Origin of the sequence: Bradyrhizobium sp. BRP19, assembly GCF_020194195.1 — a bacterium.
Classification (GTDB): domain Bacteria; phylum Pseudomonadota; class Alphaproteobacteria; order Rhizobiales; family Xanthobacteraceae; genus Bradyrhizobium; species Bradyrhizobium yuanmingense.
Genome location: NZ_JADYVZ010000006.1, coordinates 16,114 through 34,858, shown reverse-complemented (window position 1 = coordinate 34,858; position 18,745 = coordinate 16,114). Strand labels below are relative to the sequence as shown.

Annotated in this window: 19 protein-coding genes; 2 read left to right on the top strand and 17 right to left on the bottom strand. The window is 65.8% G+C overall.

Going from position 1 to position 18,745, the window contains the following annotated elements; genetic code table 11:
• Positions 1-44: 44 nt before the first annotated feature.
• From I6F36_RS20100 to rimP, 3 genes are read right to left on the bottom strand one after another with little or no spacing between them, the layout of a single operon-like run.
• On the bottom strand, positions 45-728 hold the full coding sequence (locus I6F36_RS20100) for an RNA-binding protein (RefSeq protein ID WP_025032907.1): 684 nt from the start codon (positions 726-728) through the stop codon (positions 45-47).
• 23 nt (positions 729-751) lie between these two features.
• Positions 752-2,362, bottom strand: coding sequence for a transcription termination factor NusA (gene nusA, locus I6F36_RS20095; RefSeq protein WP_036008974.1), 1,611 nt, complete (start codon positions 2,360-2,362; stop codon positions 752-754).
• Between the two features lie 2 nt (positions 2,363-2,364).
• Positions 2,365-3,120 (bottom strand): ribosome maturation factor RimP, encoded by a 756-nt coding sequence (gene rimP / locus I6F36_RS20090; protein WP_225172006.1) that lies wholly within the window; start codon positions 3,118-3,120, stop codon positions 2,365-2,367.
• Positions 3,121-3,488: 368 nt separating this feature from the next.
• Between rimP and I6F36_RS20085 the strand changes: the two genes are divergently transcribed.
• The gene (locus tag I6F36_RS20085) at positions 3,489-4,571 is read left to right on the top strand and encodes a DUF2336 domain-containing protein (protein ID WP_225172005.1); all 1,083 of its coding nucleotides are present in this window, start codon (positions 3,489-3,491) and stop codon (positions 4,569-4,571) included.
• A gap of 165 nt (positions 4,572-4,736) precedes the next feature.
• Here the strand turns inward: I6F36_RS20085 and trmB are convergent, their stop codons facing one another.
• The 13 genes from trmB to I6F36_RS20020 form a co-directional block, all read right to left on the bottom strand.
• Entirely contained in the window at positions 4,737-5,447 is a 711-nt protein-coding gene (gene trmB / locus I6F36_RS20080; RefSeq protein ID WP_225172004.1) for a tRNA (guanosine(46)-N7)-methyltransferase TrmB, read from the bottom strand.
• Positions 5,444-6,601, bottom strand: coding sequence for a M20 family metallopeptidase (locus I6F36_RS20075; protein ID WP_225172003.1), 1,158 nt, complete (start codon positions 6,599-6,601; stop codon positions 5,444-5,446). The genes trmB and I6F36_RS20075 overlap by 4 nt, the downstream gene beginning before the upstream one ends.
• Positions 6,602-6,686: 85 nt before the next feature.
• Positions 6,687-7,100, bottom strand: a complete 414-nt coding sequence (locus I6F36_RS20070) for a helix-turn-helix domain-containing protein (RefSeq protein WP_018319423.1) — start codon at positions 7,098-7,100, stop codon at positions 6,687-6,689.
• Between the two features lie 219 nt (positions 7,101-7,319).
• Positions 7,320-8,933 (bottom strand): apolipoprotein N-acyltransferase, encoded by a 1,614-nt coding sequence (lnt, locus tag I6F36_RS20065; protein WP_225172002.1) that lies wholly within the window; start codon positions 8,931-8,933, stop codon positions 7,320-7,322.
• The gene (locus I6F36_RS20060; RefSeq protein WP_036008986.1) at positions 8,930-10,048 is read right to left on the bottom strand and encodes a hemolysin family protein; all 1,119 of its coding nucleotides are present in this window, start codon (positions 10,046-10,048) and stop codon (positions 8,930-8,932) included. The genes lnt and I6F36_RS20060 overlap by 4 nt, the downstream gene beginning before the upstream one ends.
• A 1-nt stretch (position 10,049) precedes the next feature.
• Positions 10,050-10,559, bottom strand: coding sequence for an rRNA maturation RNase YbeY (gene ybeY, locus I6F36_RS20055; protein ID WP_036008983.1), 510 nt, complete (start codon positions 10,557-10,559; stop codon positions 10,050-10,052).
• A gap of 59 nt (positions 10,560-10,618) precedes the next feature.
• The gene (locus I6F36_RS20050) at positions 10,619-11,614 is read right to left on the bottom strand and encodes a PhoH family protein (protein ID WP_036008958.1); all 996 of its coding nucleotides are present in this window, start codon (positions 11,612-11,614) and stop codon (positions 10,619-10,621) included.
• Between the two features lie 64 nt (positions 11,615-11,678).
• Positions 11,679-13,073 carry a tRNA (N6-isopentenyl adenosine(37)-C2)-methylthiotransferase MiaB gene (gene miaB / locus I6F36_RS20045; RefSeq protein WP_225172001.1) on the bottom strand — a complete coding sequence of 465 codons (1,395 nt, stop codon included), beginning with the start codon at positions 13,071-13,073 and terminating at the stop codon, positions 11,679-11,681.
• Between the two features lie 190 nt (positions 13,074-13,263).
• Positions 13,264-13,944: an HAD family hydrolase gene (locus I6F36_RS20040; protein WP_225128083.1), complete on the bottom strand. Its 681-nt coding sequence runs from the start codon at positions 13,942-13,944 to the stop codon at positions 13,264-13,266.
• A 5-nt stretch (positions 13,945-13,949) separates the two neighbouring features.
• Positions 13,950-14,405 carry a Fur family transcriptional regulator gene (locus I6F36_RS20035; RefSeq protein ID WP_036008950.1) on the bottom strand — a complete coding sequence of 152 codons (456 nt, stop codon included), beginning with the start codon at positions 14,403-14,405 and terminating at the stop codon, positions 13,950-13,952.
• Between the two features lie 39 nt (positions 14,406-14,444).
• Positions 14,445-14,930 (bottom strand): ribosomal protein S18-alanine N-acetyltransferase, encoded by a 486-nt coding sequence (gene rimI / locus I6F36_RS20030; protein WP_036008947.1) that lies wholly within the window; start codon positions 14,928-14,930, stop codon positions 14,445-14,447.
• Complete coding sequence (gene tsaB / locus I6F36_RS20025) at positions 14,927-15,622, bottom strand: tRNA (adenosine(37)-N6)-threonylcarbamoyltransferase complex dimerization subunit type 1 TsaB (protein WP_225172000.1); 696 nt, start codon at positions 15,620-15,622, stop codon at positions 14,927-14,929. The genes rimI and tsaB overlap by 4 nt, the downstream gene beginning before the upstream one ends.
• 337 nt (positions 15,623-15,959) lie before the next feature.
• Positions 15,960-16,601 carry a carbonic anhydrase gene (locus I6F36_RS20020; protein WP_036008941.1) on the bottom strand — a complete coding sequence of 214 codons (642 nt, stop codon included), beginning with the start codon at positions 16,599-16,601 and terminating at the stop codon, positions 15,960-15,962.
• Positions 16,602-16,702: 101 nt separating this feature from the next.
• Here I6F36_RS20020 and I6F36_RS20015 point away from each other — a divergent pair, with 101 nt between their 5' ends.
• Positions 16,703-17,584, top strand: coding sequence for a CoA ester lyase (locus tag I6F36_RS20015; protein WP_036008938.1), 882 nt, complete (start codon positions 16,703-16,705; stop codon positions 17,582-17,584).
• 41 nt (positions 17,585-17,625) lie between these two features.
• Here the strand turns inward: I6F36_RS20015 and I6F36_RS20010 are convergent, their stop codons facing one another.
• A complete protein-coding gene (locus I6F36_RS20010; protein WP_036024531.1) occupies positions 17,626-18,438 on the bottom strand; it encodes a Crp/Fnr family transcriptional regulator in 813 nt (270 codons plus the stop codon).
• Positions 18,439-18,745: the final 307 nt, after the last annotated feature.

Below are 18,745 nucleotides of genomic sequence, written 5' to 3'. Positions count from 1 at the left end.
GTGTTGTGCGTTGCCGCACCATCCAATCGGGTCGTCGTTGTCTCTCAGAAATCCTGGCCGGGTTTTTCGGCAGTCTTGTCGTCGTCCGCCATCCGGTATCGGACCAGGATCTGGCTACGTGACAGGAATGACTTGCTCGCCGGGCCCGCGAGCAGGGCAGCATGTATCACATTTGACCGGGTCAGTGCCAAATCCAATTCTACCGATTTCAGAGCGGTGACGACGGGAATCTGCGCCTTAGCACCGCGATTCCCGGCATTCTGACGCGCCAGCATGTCCAATTTGCGGATTCCGTCCGCGGCCCCGTCGCTGGCATGGATCAGGACCTCGACCGTTCCTTCCCGGAGGGCGCTCTCGACCTTGCCGAAACCGGCCACGACCTGGCCCGCCTTGGCGGCGATCCCAAGGGCTTCGGTCACGCTCCGGACCAGGAGCGCCTCGATGTCGGTGGGAAGCGTCTGAGGGATGCGCAGCTCGCGCTTGAAGGCCTTGCTAAATTGGTGACGCCGCACCGCTTCCGCAACCGTCTTGCGGGAGGCGGTGAGCCACATCCCGCGTCCAGGCAGCTTGCGCTTGAGATCGGGAACTATTTGTCCGTCAGGCGATGCGACGAAGCGGATCAGCTCGTCGATCGGCCGGACCTCGCGGCTGACCGCGCACATGCGCATGGTCGCGGACCTTTCGGTCCGCGGGCCATGGTCAAGTTCGAGGTCGGAATCTGCAAGCATCCGGGCGACATTCTCCTTTGTCCTTAAGCCGGCTGATCTTCGGTCGCCTCGGCCTCCTCAGTGGGCTTGGCGAGATCGGCCTCGGTGATCCAGCCGGCCTTGACGCGGGCCTGCATGATCATCGCTTCGGCGTCGTCACGGGAGATGTCGATGCCATCCAGCGCACCGGCGTGCTTGGTCGGCTCGCTGCCTTCCTTGCGCTCGGTCCAGCCGACCAGATCGTCGGTGGCGCAGCCGGCGAGGTCCTCGACGCTCTTGATGTCGTTCTCGCCGAGCTTCACCAGCATCTTCGAGGTCACGCCGGGCACGTCCTTGAGCGCGTCCTCGACGCCGAGCTCCTTGCGCCTCGCCTCGAGCTCGGCTTCCTGCTGCTCCAGATATTCGCGGGCGCGGTTCTGCAGCTCCTGCGCGGTCTCCTCGTCGAAGCCCTCGATGCCGGCGAGCTCCTTGACGTCCACCATCGCGAGCTCCTCGACCGAGGTGAAGCCCTCGGACGCCAGCAGCTGGCCGACCACTTCGTCGACGTTGAGCGATTCCATGAAGACCCGGGTCGAGTTCTCGAAGTCGGCCTGGCGGCGCTCCGATTCCTCCTGCTCGGTCAGGATGTCGATATCCCAGCCGGTGAGCTGCGAGGCCAGGCGCACGTTCTGGCCGCGGCGGCCGATCGCGAGCGAGAGCTGGTTGTTGGTGTCGGGCACCACGACCTCGATGCGCTCGCGGTCCTCGTCGATCACGACCTTGGAGACTTCCGCCGGCGCCAGCGCGTTGACCACGAAGGTCGCGATGTCGGGCGACCACGGAATGATGTCGATCTTCTCGCCCTGCAGCTCGTTGACCACGGCCTGCACGCGCGAGCCGCGCATGCCGACGCAGGCGCCGACCGGATCGACCGAGGAATCGCGGGAAATCACGCCGATTTTCGCGCGCGAGCCCGGATCGCGGGCCACCGCCTTGATCTCGACGATGCCGTCATAGATCTCCGGCACTTCCTGCGCGAACAGCTTCGCCATGAACTGAGGATGGGTGCGGGAGAGGAAGATCTGCGGGCCTCTCGTCTCGCGGCGGACGTCGAAGATGTAGGCGCGAACGCGGTCGCCGTTGCGGAATACTTCGCGCGGCAGCATCTCGTCGCGGCGGATGATGGCTTCGCCGCGGCCGAGATCGACGATCACGCTGCCATATTCGACGCGCTTGACGACGCCGTTGACGATGTCGCCGATGCGGTCCTTGAATTCCTGGTACTGCCGGTCGCGCTCGGCCTCGCGCACCTTCTGCACGATGACCTGCTTGGCCGATTGCGCGGCGATGCGGCCATATTCCAGCGGCGGCAGGGTGTCGGCGATGGTGTCGCCGACCTGGGCGCCGGGATTGGCGCGCTGCGCGTCCACCAGCGAGATCTGGTTGGAGTGATTCTCGACCTTGTCGACCACCAGCATGTGGCGCGACAGCCGCAGCTCGCCCTTCTTCGGGTCGATCTCGGCATGAACGTCAGTCTCGCTGCCGTAACGTGCCCGCGCCGCCTTGGCGATGGCGTCCTCCATCGCCGCGATGACGATGCCGCGGTCGATCGACTTTTCGCGTGCGACGGCGTCGGCGATCTGAAGCAATTCGAGTCGGTTGGCGCTGACTGCCATGGCTAGTCTCCTTGGTCAGGCTCGATCTCGCCGCGCCGCGCGCGTTCGGCGGCAAGGCGATGTTTCTTCGTGTTGGTCGGGGCCGGCTTCTTCTTCGGCTTGGTGTTCTTGGTGATCTTCGCACTGATCTCCGCGTGCGGTGCAGCCGGCGGCTCCAGTCCGAGATCCCTGCGCATCTTGCGCTCCTCGGCCTTGCCACGGCGCATGGATTCCGCGATCAGCTCATCGGTCAGCACCAGGCGTGCCTCGCCGATATCCTCCATGGTCAGGAGAACGTCGGCATCATCGCCGGCCTTGGCATCGTCGCGATGCAGATGCACGCGGTCGCCCTCGACCGGGCCGAGCGTGCCGCGGAAGCGCTTGCGCCCCTCATGCGCGACCGCCATCTCGATCTTCACCAGGTGCCCGGAATAGCGCTCGAAATCGGAGCGGCGCACCAGCGGGCGATCGATTCCCGGCGAAGAGATCTCGAGGCGATAGGCGCGGTCGATGGGATCGGCGACGTCGAGCACAGGCGACAGGGCCCGCGAGATCGCCTCGCAATCCTCGATCTGCATCGAGCCGTCCGGCCGCTCGGCCATGATCTGCACGGTGCAGCCGGCCTCGCCGGAAATGCGGATCCGGACCAGGCGGTAGCCCATGCCCTGCAGCACGGGAGCTGCCACCGCGGACACCCGTGCCGCGACGCCGGGCTCGACCACGAGCCGCGGCTCGGCCAGCAATTCGGCATCCGTGGAACCAGGGTTCGGTTCGGTCATGTCCAGGGTCAGAGCGCTCGTTGGTTAAGGCTTGGGTTAAGGCTTGGTTACGATTTCAAAGCCCGCTTCGGAACTTTCCCGACGACACGTCGGGCGCATCTCCCGCCGAGCCGCGTTCAGGTAATAAAAAAGAGCGGGTCCTTGCGGGCCCACTCTCACTACGCGGATCGTATGAGAAGATGAATTGGCGCTGATATAGCCCTTTCCGCTTCTCCGGACAAGGCCCATTGCAGCGGGAACGGGGCCTTTTTGCGCCCGTCTGCGGGCCCTGCAACGCTTCCTTCATCAAGCAGGCCTAGATTTCCCGATTGTGGGGCGGCTTGGACCTAGGGCGCACCCGCGGCGTGCCCCGTTCGAGTTGCGTTTTCATGACCGTTGCCACGTCGCTCATTCCTGGACTGGACGATATCGTCAAGCGCGGCGATCCGCGCCGCCGCGGCGAGATCGCGCGTGCCATCTCCCAATTGTTCTTTCGGGATGCGGACAAGCTCCGCCCCGAGGTGATCGATCTCTTCGACAATCTCCTGATCGATCTCGTGCCCCATGCCGAACTCGCCTCGCGCGCCGATCTGGCCGAGCGCTTCTCGCACCTGAACAACGCGCCGCCGCACCTCGTCAACCAGCTCGCGCGCGAGAACGAGATCATGGTGGCCGGCCCTGTGCTTCGCCGCTCGCCCGTGCTCGAGGAGGCGGCGCTGGTCGAGATCGCGCGCTTGAAGGGCCAGGGTCATCTGTTGGCGATGACTGAGCGTCCAGCTTTGTCTCCCGCCGTCACCGACGTGCTGGTCGAGCGCGGCGATCGCGACGTGGTGCGCCGTGCCGCCGCCAATGCCGGTGCGGTGTTCTCGCCGGGCAGCTATTCCGAGATGATCAAGCGCGCGGCGCAGGACGGCGTGCTGACGCTGAAGATCGGCCAGCGCAACGACCTTTCCGGCGAGCACCTGAAGCAGCTGCTCGATGGCACGCTCGACGTCATCCGCCGCCGCCTCTCCACCGTGGTCAATCCCGCGCGCCAGGTCGAGATCAAGCGCGCGATGGCGGCGATCGAGGAGGCCGCGCTGCCGCCGGGTCCGCGCCGCGATTTCTCCGCGGCACAGCGCACGGTGCTGACCTTGAATGGCGAAGGCCATCTCGGCGAGAGCGCGCTGCTCGGTTTCGCCAAGGCGCACAAATACGAGGAATCGGTCGCCGCGCTGTCGGCGATGTCGGGCGTTCGCCTCCAGGTCCTCGACCGCCTGATCGCAGGCGACCGCTACGATCCGCTGCTGATCCTCGGTCGGGTGCTGAACCTCGGCTGGCCCACGGTACGCGCGCTTATCCTGCTCTGGTACGGCTCGAACCGCACGCCGGCCGACGCCGACATCGAGGCCGCCCGCATCAACTTCACGCGCCTGATGCCGACGACCGCCGAACGCGTCGTGAATTTCTGGCGCAACCGGCAGACGATTTGAAGAACAGGCTTTGTCGTCATGGCCGGGCATAGCCGTCCGAAGGACGGCGTCGCTCGCGCTCGCCTATGTCCCGGCCATCCACGTTCTTCGTCACACGGAGAGGAAGTGCGTGGATGCCCGGGGCAAGCCCGGGCATGACGACTGCGGATGGAGTGCACGCGAAATCTACACGCGCCTGAACCGCAGATAAGCCGCCTTGCGTCCCTCGCGCGCGGCCTTTCGGCCGTAGCGCGTCATGGTGTAGCCCGGCCATGGAAGCCGGAAATCGTCGGCGCATTCGGCGAGCCAGACGAAGTCCTGCGAGCGCGCAAGATGCGACAGTGTCCAGGCGCAGTAATCGTCGATGTCGCAGACGAAGCGGAATTCGCCGCCTCGCTTGAGCACGCGCGCCATCGCCGCAATGGTGCGGTCCTGGACGAAGCGCCGCTTCCAGTGTCGCCGCTTCGGCCAGGGATCGGGATGGATCAGGTCGATCCGCGACAGCGACTCCTTGGGAAGCCAAGCCAAGAGCTCGGCGGCATCGCCCGCGAACAGGCGGATGTTGCCGATGTTGGCCGCCTCGATCTGCGCGAGGATCTTGGCCATGCCGTTGACATAGGGCTCGCAGCCGATGAAGCCGGTGGCGGGGAAGTTTTGTGCCTCGGCCGCGAGATGCTCGCCGCCGCCGAAGCCGATCTCGAGCCTGACGTCGTCGGCTGCGGGATCGAAGATGTCGCGCGCGTCCTCCGGCGCCTCACCGTCGATATCGAGGGCAAGATGCGGCAGCAGCTGCTCGATCAAGCCGGCCTGGTGCTGCCGCAGCTTGTGGCCCTTGCGGCGCCCGAAGAAGGCGCGCTCGCTGTCGTCGCGGTCGGGGCCTGATTTACGTTCGCTCATCGCAGCGTCTGATAAAGCCGATGGAGCAGCCGCGCGCGCGGGGCGAGCGAGGAGACATAGAGCTGCTCATAATGGGTGTGTGCACCCTTGCCGTCGACGCCGAGCCCGTCGAGCGTTGCGGTGAAGGGAGCGGTGAAATTGCCGTCCGAGCCGCCGCCGGTGTGGGTGTCGATCAGCTCGAAGCCGATCTCGCCGGCGAGCGTCTTGGCATGCTCGTACAGCGCGGCGCCTGCATTGCTTTTCTCGTAAGGCGGCCGGTTGAGCTCGCCCGTGACCGTGACGGTGACGCCATCGGTCTTCGAGGTCAAAGAGAGAATCTTGCCGACGAACTCGTCCGCGTCCTTGAGGCTCACGACGCGCAGATCGACTTCGGCATAGGCCTCCTCGGGCGTGACGTTGGGGCGCGTGCCGCCGCGCACCACGCCGACATTGACGGTCACGCCGCGCGCAACATCGTTCATTCCTTCCAGCGCCAGGATGACGTTGCCGAGTTCGCGGACGGCGCTGCGGCCGTCTTCGGGCCGCGAGCCGGCATGCGCGGGCACGCCCTTGATGAATACCCGGAAGCGTCCGACGCCCTTGCGCCCGGTGACGATCTTGCCGCCGTCGCGCGCCGGCTCGGTCACCAGCACGTATTTGGCGTTGCGCCCTTCCTGCTCGATCAGCGCGCGCGAGGTCGGGCTGCCGATCTCCTCGTCGGACGTGAACAGATGCGTGATGCCGAGCGGCGAGCGATCGCCTGTCGCGCAAAGCGCGCGGAAGGCGTGGTGGGCGATGTAGGCGCCGCCCTTCATGTCGTAGATGCCCGGACCGAACGCGACGTCGCCTTCGACCTTGAACGGCAGGCGCTCGATGAAGCCGATGGGATGGACGGTATCGAGATGGCTCAGCACCAGGATGCCCGGCCGATCTTGCCCCCAATTCGTGCGCGCCACGAGATGATCGCCGCAGCCGTCCGTGCCGGCGATGCGCTCGAGCGTGACGGGCAGGTCGCCGTATTGCTCCGCGACCACGGAGACCAGCTTGTTGACCTGTTCAGGTGCTTCCGTCGGCGTCTCGATCTCCACCCAGCGGCGGATGCCATCTAGAATAGTTTGTGAATCGAACCAATTGGAGCCGGTCATGGACGCATCTGTGCCTTTGAATCGCATCATCGAAGCGGACGCGCATCAAAGCGCGGTCGTAAATGACGACATAGGCCAGATTTGATGCAGTCTCAAATCGCGGGGGACATGAGCTTCAACGCTTGTCCGGACCTTCGCGGGCCGCAATCTGCTCGACGAGATCGACGATCGAGCGGCGCATCTTCGAATCAGTGATTCGCGTGAACGCCTTGGTCAAAGCGAGCCCTTCGGAGGTGGCGAGAAAGTCCGAGACGTAAGAGGGCGAGGCGCCTTCGCTGAAGCCATCCGGACCCGGCACGCCGCTCGGGCCGCCCTCGAACAGGAAGGACACCGGCACCTGCAGAATCTCCGCGATCTGCTGGATGCGGCTTGCGCCGACCCGGTTGGTGCCCTTCTCGTACTTCTGAATCTGCTGGAAAGTCAGGCCCAAAGCTTCACCGAGCTTCTCCTGGCTCATGCCCAACATGATGCGGCGCATGCGCACGCGACTGCCGACATATTTGTCAACAGGGTTGGGCGCTTTCGACATTTCCTCAGCCCTCCAAACACCACCTTCGGCGCAATGATCAAGCATGCCTCGGGTGCAGCACCGTCAAAATCAAACCCTGTTATTGGGAAACATTGCGGAGAAATTTAGCAATGCACCGCCATCTTTCGCAGCCGGTGCAGAATGGGGAGCCCGCGTGCAGTCTGTCAACCGTGGGACTACGGTTGTCAAAGGATTCCGGCCGCTGCGGCGGCGGTGCGATCAGGGCTGGCGTTTGCCTATTCGTCGGCGGACCGCCAACAGCACGGCCACCGCGACGAGCATGATTGCGGGCACATCACCCACCCGTGCATAAACCGTCGGTGGGATCGCGGCCGGCAGGTTTGCGTCCAAAATGCCTTCGAGGCCGAGACCGAGGCTCGCGACGGTGCGGCCGACCGGATCGATCACTGCGGAGATGCCGGTATTGGCCGAGCGGACCAGCGGCAATCCGAGCTCGATCGCGCGCATCCGCGACTGTTCCAGGTGCTGGTAGGGACCGGTCGAGATGCCGAACCAGCCGTCATTGGTCAGGTTCACGATCCAGCCCGGACGTTCGTTGCGTACAGCCACTTCGTCGGGAAAGATCGCCTCGTAGCAGATCAGCGGCAACGCGGGCGGCGCGCCGGCAACGGGGAGCGCATGCCGCACGGTGCCTGGAATGAAGCCGCCGCGCACACGCGTCAGTTGCTCGAAACCGAGCTTCTCCATCAACGACTGGTACGGAAGAAATTCTCCGAACGGTACCAGATGCAGCTTGTCGTACACGGCGAGCACGCTGCCGTCGTGATCGATCACGTAGATCGAGTTGTAGGCGCGCGTGATCGGCGTGCCCCGCGGCACATCGGGCGCGCGGACCGATCCCGTGATCAGCACCGTGCCCTTCGGCAACAGATCGGCGATTTGCGCCATCGCGTCGGCTTCGCGGGTCAGGAAGAACGGAAAGGCGGATTCCGGCCAGATCAGGATGGTGGCATCGCGCACGCCGGTCGATTGCGGGCCGGAGGCGCGGTCCGACAGCGCAAGGTACTTCTTCATCACCTCCGGCTTGGCGGCATAGTTGAATTTCTCGTCCTGCTGCAGGTTGGGCTGCATCAGGCGCAGCTTGGCGCCGGATACGATCGTGGTCGGATGCAGCGACAGGCGGATTGCGCCAAAGATGCTCATGACGAGCAGGAGCGCGACGGCCGCGGCCGGCACCCGCCATTGCAGGCGCCGATCCGGCGTGCGGTCGATCAGCGTCGCCGGGCTCGCGAAGATCGCAATCGTCAGGAACGTCATGCCCCACAGGCCGATCAGCGAGGCCGTCTGCGCCAGCGGCAATGGCTCGGACAGCGCATAGCCGAACGTGTTCCAGGGAAAGCCGGTCAGCGCATGGCCGCGCAGCCATTCGCTGATGGTGAGGCTCGCTGCGAGCGCCAGCACGCGCGTGGCGTTCTTGCTCCAGAGCAGGCGCGCCAGCGCAAAGCCGATCGCCGTGAACATCGAAAGATAGGCCGGCAGGCCCAGCACCGCGAACGGCGTCAGCCAGGCGAATGTGTCGGCTTCGACGAAGAAGGCGTAGCCGATCCAGTAGAGGCCGGGCACGAAATAGCCGAGCCCGAACCAGTAGCCGGTCAGGGCGGCGGCGGGCACGCCGCCATAGCGGCCGGCCCCGGCGCCGTCGATCAGCCAGATCAGCACCGGGAAGGTGACGAACAGCACCAGAAAGAGGTTGAACGGTGCCAGCGCCAGCACCGACAGCGCTCCGGCCGCCATGGCGACGACTGCGCGCTGCCATCCCCAGGTGAGGATGATGGCGAGCGCAATTTGCCGAAGGCGCTGCGATGGGCTCACTGCGAGGCGGCCCCGTCGCGCGGCGGCGATGTCGGCGTGTCGCTGGCCGGCGCTTGTCCGCTCTCCGGCGTGGCTTCACGCCGCCGGCTCTCGCGCTGGGTGCGGGGCGCCGGGCGTTCCTTCCGCGTCGCGATGCGCAGCCGCTTGACGCGGCGCGGATCGGCATCGAGCACCTCGACCTCGTAATTGCCGGGGCCCGAGATCACCTCGCCGCGCACCGGCAGGCGCCCGACGAAGCTGACGAGATAGCCGCCCAGCGTCTCCACCTCCTCGCCGGCCTCGCCGGTGACGAAATCCTCGCCGATCACCGAGCGGACGTCGTCGAGGCTGGCGCGGGCGTCGGCGATGAAGGCGTTGTCGGGCAGGCGCACGATCGAGGGCGGCTCGTCGCTATCGTGCTCGTCGTCGATCTCGCCGACGATCTGCTCGACGATGTCCTCGATCGAGACCAGCCCGTCGCTGCCGCCATATTCGTCGACCACCAGCGCCAGATGGATGCGCGAGGCCTGCATCTGCGCGAGCAGGTCGATCGCCCGCATCGACGGGGGTACGTAGAGCAGCTTGCGGATGATGTGCGCCTCGTGAAGCGGCAGCGCGAGATCGACCGCGCGCAAATCGAGCCCGGCCGGCAGCGGCTTCTTGCGCTTGGTCTTGGTGGCTTCCGACACGCGGGCGCGCGCGGTCATGAAGGCGAGCAAATCGCGGATGTGGACGATGCCGACGGGATCGTCGAGCGTCTCGTTGAAGACGACGAGGCGCGAATGGCCGGCGCTCTCGAAGCGGTCCATCAATTCCCCGAGCGGGATGTCGCGCTTCACCGCGACGATGTCGGCGCGATGCACCATGACGTCGGCGATGCGGCGCTCGTGCAGGCTGAGGATATTGCGCAGCATGGTGCGCTCGACCGCGGAGAAGCCGGTGTCGTCGGGCGTCGAGGCGTCGAGCACGACCTGGAGGTCGTCGCGCACCGACCCCGCCTTCCAGCCGAACAGCGTGCGGATGGCGCGCAGCAGCCAGCTTTCGGCGCTCGGGCGCAGCACCTCGCCCGGCGTCACCACAACCGGCAAATTGGCCGTGGTGCGGGGATTGTCGTGGGTAGGCTCGGAATCCGGCATCTCAGTGCGTCCCCGGGCGGTCGGCATACGGATCGGGGATGCCGAGATGGGCGAGGATCTCGGTTTCGAGCGCTTCCATCTCCTCGGCGTCGCCCTCGTTCTCGTGGTCGTAGCCGATCAGGTGCAGGAAGCCGTGCACGGCGAGGTGGCTCAGATGATGGTCGAACGGCTTGTGCTCCTCGTCCGCCTCGCGCCGCATGGTCTCGTAGGCGATCGCGATATCGCCGAGCATGCGCGGAGCATCGCCCGGCTTCCACGCGCCCTCCGGCTGCAGCGCCGGGAACGACAGCACGTTGGTCGGCTTGTCGATGCCGCGCCAGTTGCTGTTGAGCGTGCGGATGCCGGCATCATCGGTCAGCATCACGGCCACTTCGGCGTCGGCAACATCTTCGTCGACGCTCTCCGCGGCCGCCGCCAGTGCGCGCTGGATCACGGCTTCGGAATCGGGCTCGCGCTGCCAGCAATCGGCGACGACGAGGACCTCGGTCATGGGAAGGTTGGAATGGGACATTGTGTTGTCTCGGACGAAGGGCGCGGTGCTCGCACCCTCTTTGGTCCGGTGCTGCCTCGTCAGGATTGACCGGTGGCCGGCCGCTGCGGCGGCCCTTCATAGGCGGCGACGATCCGCGCCACGAGCTCGTGGCGGATCACGTCCTCCGCCTTGAAATGAACCTGGGCGATGCCCTCGACGCCGCTCAGGAGGCGGGTCGCCTCGGCCAGGCCCGAGGTCTGGCCGTTCGGCAGGTCGATCTGGGAGGGATCGCCCGTCACGATCATGCGGCTGTTCTCGCCGAGACGCGTCAGGAACATCTTCATCTGCATCGACGTGGTGTTCTGGGCCTCGTCCAGGATGATGGCGGCGTTGGTCAGGGTGCGGCCGCGCATGAAGGCGAGCGGCGCGATCTCGATCTCGCCGGTCTGCAGCGCGCGCTCGACGATGCGCGCATCCATGAGGTCGTAGAGCGCATCATAGATCGGCCGCAGATAAGGATCGACCTTCTCGCGGAGATCGCCGGGCAGAAAGCCGAGCCGCTCGCCGGCTTCCACCGCCGGGCGCGACAGGATGATCTTGTCGACCTCCTTGCGCTCGAACAGCTGCGCGGCATGCGCGACGGCGAGCCAGGTCTTGCCGGTGCCGGCGGGGCCGATGCCGAACACCAGTTCGTGCCGCTTCAGCGCGCGGATGTAGGAATCCTGCGCCGCCGTGCGTGCCCGCACCGGACGCTTGCGCAAGTTGATGCTGTCGAAGGTCGATTTGGCCGATTTGGCGTCGAACTCGAACAGCGAGCCCTGCGCGATCACGGCGCGGATCGCGCCCTCGACCTCGCCCTGGTCGAGATCGTGCCCCTTCGCGGCCTGCGCGTAGAGCATCTCCAGCACGCGGCGCGCAGCGTCGCAGCCGTCGCGGGTGCCGCCGATCGTGATGTGGTTGCCCTTGGAATCGACGATGACGCCGAGCCGCCGCTCGATCTGCGCCAGGTGCTGGCCGTAGGGGCCGACCAGCGCGGAAGCGGCGCGGTTGTCGTCGAAGTCGATGACGACCTGGGTCTCGGGCGGAACTTGCATGTCGCGGTCAAATTTGCGGCTGGGAGCGAACGAAGACGAATCCGATGCGCTTTTGGGCAAGGGTTCAGGCTCCACTGGCTTGCGATAAAGCGGGCTCGCGCGCCTTGCGCGGCATCACGAGCTCGCCGAGAAAACTGTAGCGCTCGAGGCTGTCGATTCTGACAGGCAGGATCTGTCCGATGATGTCGGGCGCGGCCATTACGTGGGCGGGCTGGAGGTAGGCGGTGCGGCCCACGATCTGGCCCTCCTTGCGCGCCGGACGCTCGAACAGCACGTCGACCGTTGAGCCAATCGCGGCCTTGTTGAAGGCCGATTGCTGGCTGTCGATCAGTTCCTGGAGCCGCTCCAATCGCTGGTCCATCTCGGCGGGGGACACCGTCTCCTGCATGTCCGCGGCCGGCGTTCCCGGCCGGGCGGAGTATTTGAACGAATAGGCCGCAGCGTAGCCGATTTGCGTGACAAGCGCGAGGGTGGCGAGAAAATCTTGCTCGCTCTCGCCGGGGAAGCCGACGATGAAATCCGATGAAAAAGCAATGTCTTGGCGTGCGGTACGAAAACGGTCGATGACCCGCCGGTAATCATCGGCGGTATGTTTGCGGTTCATGGCCGCCAAAATGCGGTCCGAGCCCGACTGCACCGGCAGGTGCACGAACGGCATCAGGGCACCGAGAGCGCGATGGGCCGCGATCAGGCTGTCGTCGACATCGCGGGGGTGGCTGGTCGAATAGCGCAGCCGCGCGATGCCGGGAATCGTCGCCAGATGTTCGAGCAGCCGGCCGAGCGGCCAGGTTTTTCCGTCCGGCCCCTCGCCGTGATAGGCGTTGACGTTCTGCCCGATCAGCGTGAGCTCGCGCACGCCGTTGTCAGCGAGCCGCTTCACGTCCTCGACGATCTTCGCCACGGGGCGCGAGACTTCGGCGCCGCGCGTATAGGGCACGACGCAGAAGGTGCAGAACTTGTCGCAGCCTTCCTGCACCGTGACGAAGGCGGAAATGCCGCGCGCGCGGATCGCGTCCGGCTTCGGCTGGGCCAGGAAGCCGAACTTGTCGGCGGCGGGAAATTCGGTCTCGATCGCGCGGCCTTCGTCCTCGGCGCGCTTCAACAGCTCCGGCAGATGATGATAGCTCTGCGGGCCCACCACGACGTCGACGACAGGCGCGCGCCGCACGATCTCCTCGCCCTCGGCCTGCGCCACGCAGCCCGCCACCGCGATCTGCATCGCGCGGCCTGCACGCGCGGCCTCGTCCTTGGCGACGCGTAGCCGGCCGAGCTCGGAATAGACCTTCTCCGAGGCCTTCTCGCGGATATGGCAGGTGTTAAGGATGACGAGGTCGGCCTCCTCCGCGCTCGCCGTCTCCACGAATCCTTCCGGGGCCAGCGTGTCCACCATGCGCTGGGCATCGTAGACGTTCATCTGGCAGCCATATGATTTGATGTGCAGCTTGCGCGGCGGCGTCATGGAACCCGAAATGGCGGTGGAGGACGGCCCTCAGATATAGGCTGGAGGGCGGAAAATCCAGCGAATGGAGCCATTTCCGCCCGTCATTCCGGGGCGCGCGCCGGCGCGAACCCGGAATCCAGAGGTTTTACTGCGAGATTCCGGGTTCACGCGCGTCGCGCGTGCCCCGGAATGACGGTTCGGGGCAACATCAGCCCGCCAGAGCGTCCGCCGCGACCCGCCGGACCAGCTCGGGCAGCTGATGCATGTCGGCAAAGAGCAGGTCGGCGCCGGCCAGGCGCAGAGTTTCGGCATAGCCGTCGCGGCAATGGCTGCCCCCGTAAAAGCCGAAAACCGTCATGCCGGCGGCGCGGGCGCCGGCGATGCCGGCCAGGCTGTCCTCGATCACGACGCAGCGCTCGGGCGGCACGCCCATTTGGCTCGCCGCGAACAGGAACAGGTCCGGCGCCGGCTTGCCGTTCGTCACCTGCGAGGCCGAGAAGATGTTTGGCGCGAGGCGTTCGTACAGCCCGGTGCTCCCGAGGCTCACGCGCATGCGCTGATGCGAGCCGCTGGAAGCAACACAGACGGCTTGCGTGACGACATCCAGCACGTCGTGGATGCCGCGGATCGCTTCGAGGTCGGCTTCGAATGCGCGAAACAGCTCGTCTTGGAGATCGCCGTGATAGGCCTCGGGCAGCTTGCGGCCGAGCTCGGTCTCGATCTCGAGATTGGCCTGCTTTGTCGAGCGGCCGAGGAAGCGCGCGAACACCTGCTCCGACGTGATCGGATAGCCGTGGCGCGTCAGCACGTCCGCATGCGCCCGGCAGGAGATCACCTCGCTGTCCACGAGCACGCCGTCGCAATCGAAGATGATGAGATCGATGGGCACTAAACTCAATTCGTCGGCTTGTCGTCGTCGAGCGGGACGCAATAGAGCTCGAGCCGGTGGTCGACCAGGCGATAGCCGAGCTTGCGGGCGATCTCCGCCTGCAGTTTCTCGATCTCCTCCGAGGTGAACTCGATCACCTTGCCGTCGCGCAGGTTGATCAGGTGGTCGTGATGGCTGTCGCGCATCTGCTCGTAGCGCGCGCGGCCCTCGCGGAAATCGTGGCGTTCGATGATGCCGGCGTCCTCGAACAACTTCACGGTGCGATAGACCGTCGAGATCGAGATCTTGTCGTCGACCGCAACGCAGCGCCGGTACAGTTCCTCGACATCGGGATGATCGATCGCTTCGGCCAGCACGCGGGCGATGACGCGGCGCTGCTCGGTCATGCGCATGCCCGTTGCGGCGCAGCGCGCCTCGATCTCGGATGTCTTGGACGCAGAAGAATGTTTCAGTGTGGTCATAGCGTTGTCTGCCTGGGCGGGCGCTTTCTGCCGCCGATGTTACGACAAGTCACGCCGCATCAGAAGGGCGTTCAATTGTTCCCCGTTGGGCTGCTTATAGTAGCGATCGCGGCGTCCGACCACCACGAATCCGGCTCGATCGTAAAGCCGCCGCGCCGGCTGGTTGTTCTCCTCCACTTCCAGAAATATGGTGCGTACGCCGCGCCCGGCGAGGTGGCCGAGATGGGTCATCAGCAGCGTGCGGGAGAGGCCGCGGCCGCGATAAGCCCCGTCCACCGCGATCGAGAGAATCTCCGCTTCGTCCGCGCCGATCCGCGACACCGCAAAGCCGATCGTCTTGCGGCCGAGCCGCAAGCGATGCACCAGCGTGTTGCGCTCGCTCATCATGCTCTCGAACTCGCCTTCGCCCCAGCCGTGCGCGAAGGAGGCGCCGTGCAGCTGCGCGAGGCGCGCGGCATCGCGCATGGTCGCGGGCTCGACGGCGGCGGTGCCGCCGCGCCACCACTCCGACAGCCATCCCATCATGAGGTCGCGGCTTGTGCTGCGAGCGGCGTCGATGCCGCCGGCTTGGCGTCGGGCGCTTTCAGATAGAACGGCCGCGCCGGATTGGTGTCGGGATTGGCCGCCGCGCCGAGCCAGGCGACCCAGCTGATGTCGGGCGCGGGCTGCGCGTCGACCGCAATTGGTTGCGGTCCGTCCTTCGGCCAGCGACCTGCGAGGATCCCGGCGGCATTGCCGACCAGATGCGGCGCACCGAATTGCGAGGCCGCGATCGCCGCGTCGATGGAGGCGACAGCCGGCCGCACCAGCTGGCTGCCGTCGCCGGCGACGATCTGGAAATAGACGTGATCGTGCCGCGCATCGATCGCAGAGATCACCGGCGCCGTTCCGCTCTTGGCGACGACCCCAGCGGCATAGGCCGACAGCGTCGTCAGCCCGACCGCCGGCCGTTTTGCCGCCAGCGCAAGGCCCCGCGCCGCCGAGATGCCGACGCGCAGGCCGGTGAAGCTGCCGGGCCCGACGGTGACGGCGATGCGGTCGAGCGAGGTGAAGGCGAGGCCGGCCGATTGCATCACGCGCGCGATCATCGGCATCAGCGCCTCGGCATGGCCGCGCTTCATCAGCTGCGATTCCCGTGCGAGGAGCTCGCCGGCCTCGGTGTCGAGAACGGCGGCCGCGCAGGCTTCGAGCGCAGTATCGATGGCAAGGATCAGCATGATGGAGCAAATGGCGAGTGGCGAATGGAGAACACTCTAGCGAACCAGGCGCCTGTCCGCCATTCGTCAGGCAGGATTTGCACTTCCGATATGCCCTATTGCGCAAGGAGGGCTATCGCTTTGAGAGTTTTTCCCTGCGGCCATCCATCGAGACGCCCGCTGGGGCGGGATCCTCAGGATGAGGGCGGAGTGCGCGGCAACAGTTTCAAGGAGCACTGACGCTGATTAGCCTCATCCTGAGGAGGCGCGTAAGCGCCCTCTCGAAGGACGAGGCGTGCGCGCAGGCCGCTGCCACAAATCATATGCGATAGCCCCGCATTTCGCAGGGTGAGCAGGATTATCCCTCGCGTGCGTTCCTGAATTCCTTGGTCGCCTTGTCCAGCACGAACAGCGATCCCTCCGCCACGCCGAAATAGGCGCCGTGGGTCTGCATCCGGCCGCTCTCCACGGCCTTGCGGACGAACGGGAAGGTCATCAGGTTTTCCAGGCTGCGGAACACGGCGGCCTTCTCGATGCGCTCGACGAATTGCGCCATGGTCTCGTGCTCGCGCTGCTCCACGACCTCGCCCGGCTTGATGAACATCTGCATCCAGCGGCCGATGAAGTCGCCGGGCGTGAGCGGCTCGATCTTGTCGATGAAGGCACGGATGCCGCCGCATTGGGCGTGGCCGAGCACCACGATGTGCTTCACCTTCAGCACTGTCACCGCAAACTCCAGCGCTGCCGAGACGCCGTGCGCGCCTTCGTCAGGCTGATAAGTTGGCACCAGATTGGCGATGTTGCGGACGACGAAGAGCTCGCCTGGTCCCGCGTCGAAGATCACCTCGGGGGAGACCCGGGAGTCGCAGCAGCCGATCACCATGGTCTCAGGCGACTGCCCTTTGACAGAGAGCTCACGGTACCGGTTCTGCTCGGTCGGCAGCCGCTGGGTGGCGAAGGCCTTGTAGCCTTCCAGCAAATGCGTCGGGAATGTCGTCATGGCCCATGCCTAATCACATACCGCCAAGGCCGACAAGCCTTTCGAATGGGCAGGCCAAATGCTATCGGCTGGGGGACGACAGACCAGGAAGGAACGCCAGCATGACCCGCCCGCGCCGCAGCCATCTGTTCATGCCCGGCTCCAACCCGCGCGCGCTGGAAAAGGCGCGCAATCTCGCCGCCGACGGCCTGATCCTCGATCTCGAGGATTCCGTCGCCCCGGAGGCCAAGGCGGCGGCGCGCGACGGCATTGCGGCGGCGATCGCCGCCAAGGGTTTTGGCAGGCGCGAGGTCCTGATCCGGACCAACGGCCTCGATACGCCCTGGTGGCCAGATGACGCCGCCATGGCCGCCAAGGCCTCGCCGGACGGCATCCTGGTTCCAAAAGTTTCAAGCGTCGAGGATCTCGACGCCATCGGCCGCAAGCTGGCCGAGCTCGGCGCCGCGCCGACCGTCAAAGTCTGGGCCATGATCGAGACCGCGCGCGCCGTGCTGCATGCCGAGGAACTGGCCGCCGCCGGCCGCGATCCTTCGCGCCGTCTCTCGGGCTTCGTGTTCGGCCCGAACGACATCTCGCGCGAGACGCGGATCCGGATGCTGCCGGGCCGTGCCGCGATGATCCCGATGATCACCCATTGCATCCTGGCGAGCCGCGCGCACGGCCTCGAGATCCTCGACGGCCCCTACAGCGACATCGCAAATTCCGACGGTTTCGCCACCGAATGCGCGCAAGGCCGCGACCTCGGCTTCGACGGCAAGACGCTGATCCACCCCTCCCAGATCGACGCTTGCAACGCCATCTTCACCCCGCCGGAGGAGGAAGTCGCCCGCGCGCGAAAAATCATCGCGGCGTTCGAACTGCCGGAGAACGCCTCGCGCGGCGCGATCCGCCTGGATGGTGCGATGGTGGAACGCCTGCACGCCGACATGGCCCGGCGCACGATCGCGATTGCGGACGCGATCGCTGCGATGGGGAAGGGCTGAGGCGCGAGATCCACTTCTCCACGCGCCGCAGGTTTTGCACTCTATCGTCCCGCCCGCGAAACGGCTTTGAATTCACCGCCTGCTCCGTGGGAGGCGGCGATGGCGCTTTGCCGGAACCGCGCATCGGCAGGCTGCGGCGCCGCCAATTCCTGGCAATACATTCGATCGATCGTGCGCTGCATGAGCGCATAGCAATCGCATGCGATCCTCTCGAGCCGCGACCGATGGATCTCGACAAACCCGCGCCGCTCGGACGGGATGGCGCCGGCCTCGCGTAGCTTGCTCATCGTCAAAGTCACCGTCGTCCGCCGGACCCCAACCAGTTGCGCCAGCGCCTCCTGCGTCACCGGAAGCAGGTCCTCTGGAACGCGGTCGTGAAGCTGCAGGAGCCACCGCGCCATGCGGCCATCCACCCGGTGCAGCGCGTTGCAAGCGGCGACATGCTGGAGCTGCAGCAACACGGCGCGGGCGTGGACCTGCACGACATTCCTGATCGCTGCGCTTTGCGCATGGGCAGCGCGAAATTTGGCGGCGGAAATCACCGATGCAGTGCCGGCTGTGCGGGCAATCGCGGTCACGGATGAAGGCGAGGGGCCGAGCACGGAGAACGAGGCCAAAGCGCCTTCGCGTCCCATCAAGCTGGTCGCGACCGTTTGCCCGTCCGGCATATCGAGCATGAAGGCGATCGCGCCGCTATGGGGAAAATAGACGGGGTCGAGTTCGTCGCCCGATCGCACCAGGACGGCATCGGGTTCGAACGAGACCTTCTGGAAGTGGGGCGTCAGCAAAGCGAGATCCGCCGGCGGCAGCGCCGCCAATAGCCGATTCCCGATGCCCTTGCGGTGGGCAGTCACGGTGTCCTCTGTTGAACGAGCACCCAACGAACGACGGGAATCATCTGTTTCATTCGCCATGATTATCCGAAATGCGAATTGCGGAACGGTAGCGATCCAAACAGAGCTAATAATCGAGATCAAGCACGGATATTTGCGGTGAGCTTTCCCCGCATCCTCGCCGCGCAAACAGTCATACTATTTACGCCCGTTGCCATCCGACGATGCGCACAAGCGAAAGCTCTGCTGTACGCTGCCATCAGCGGTCCGGCAGATGGTCGGGTCTTTCTCGGTGACGGTAGCGGTGACGAAATCGCGGATGCGATCG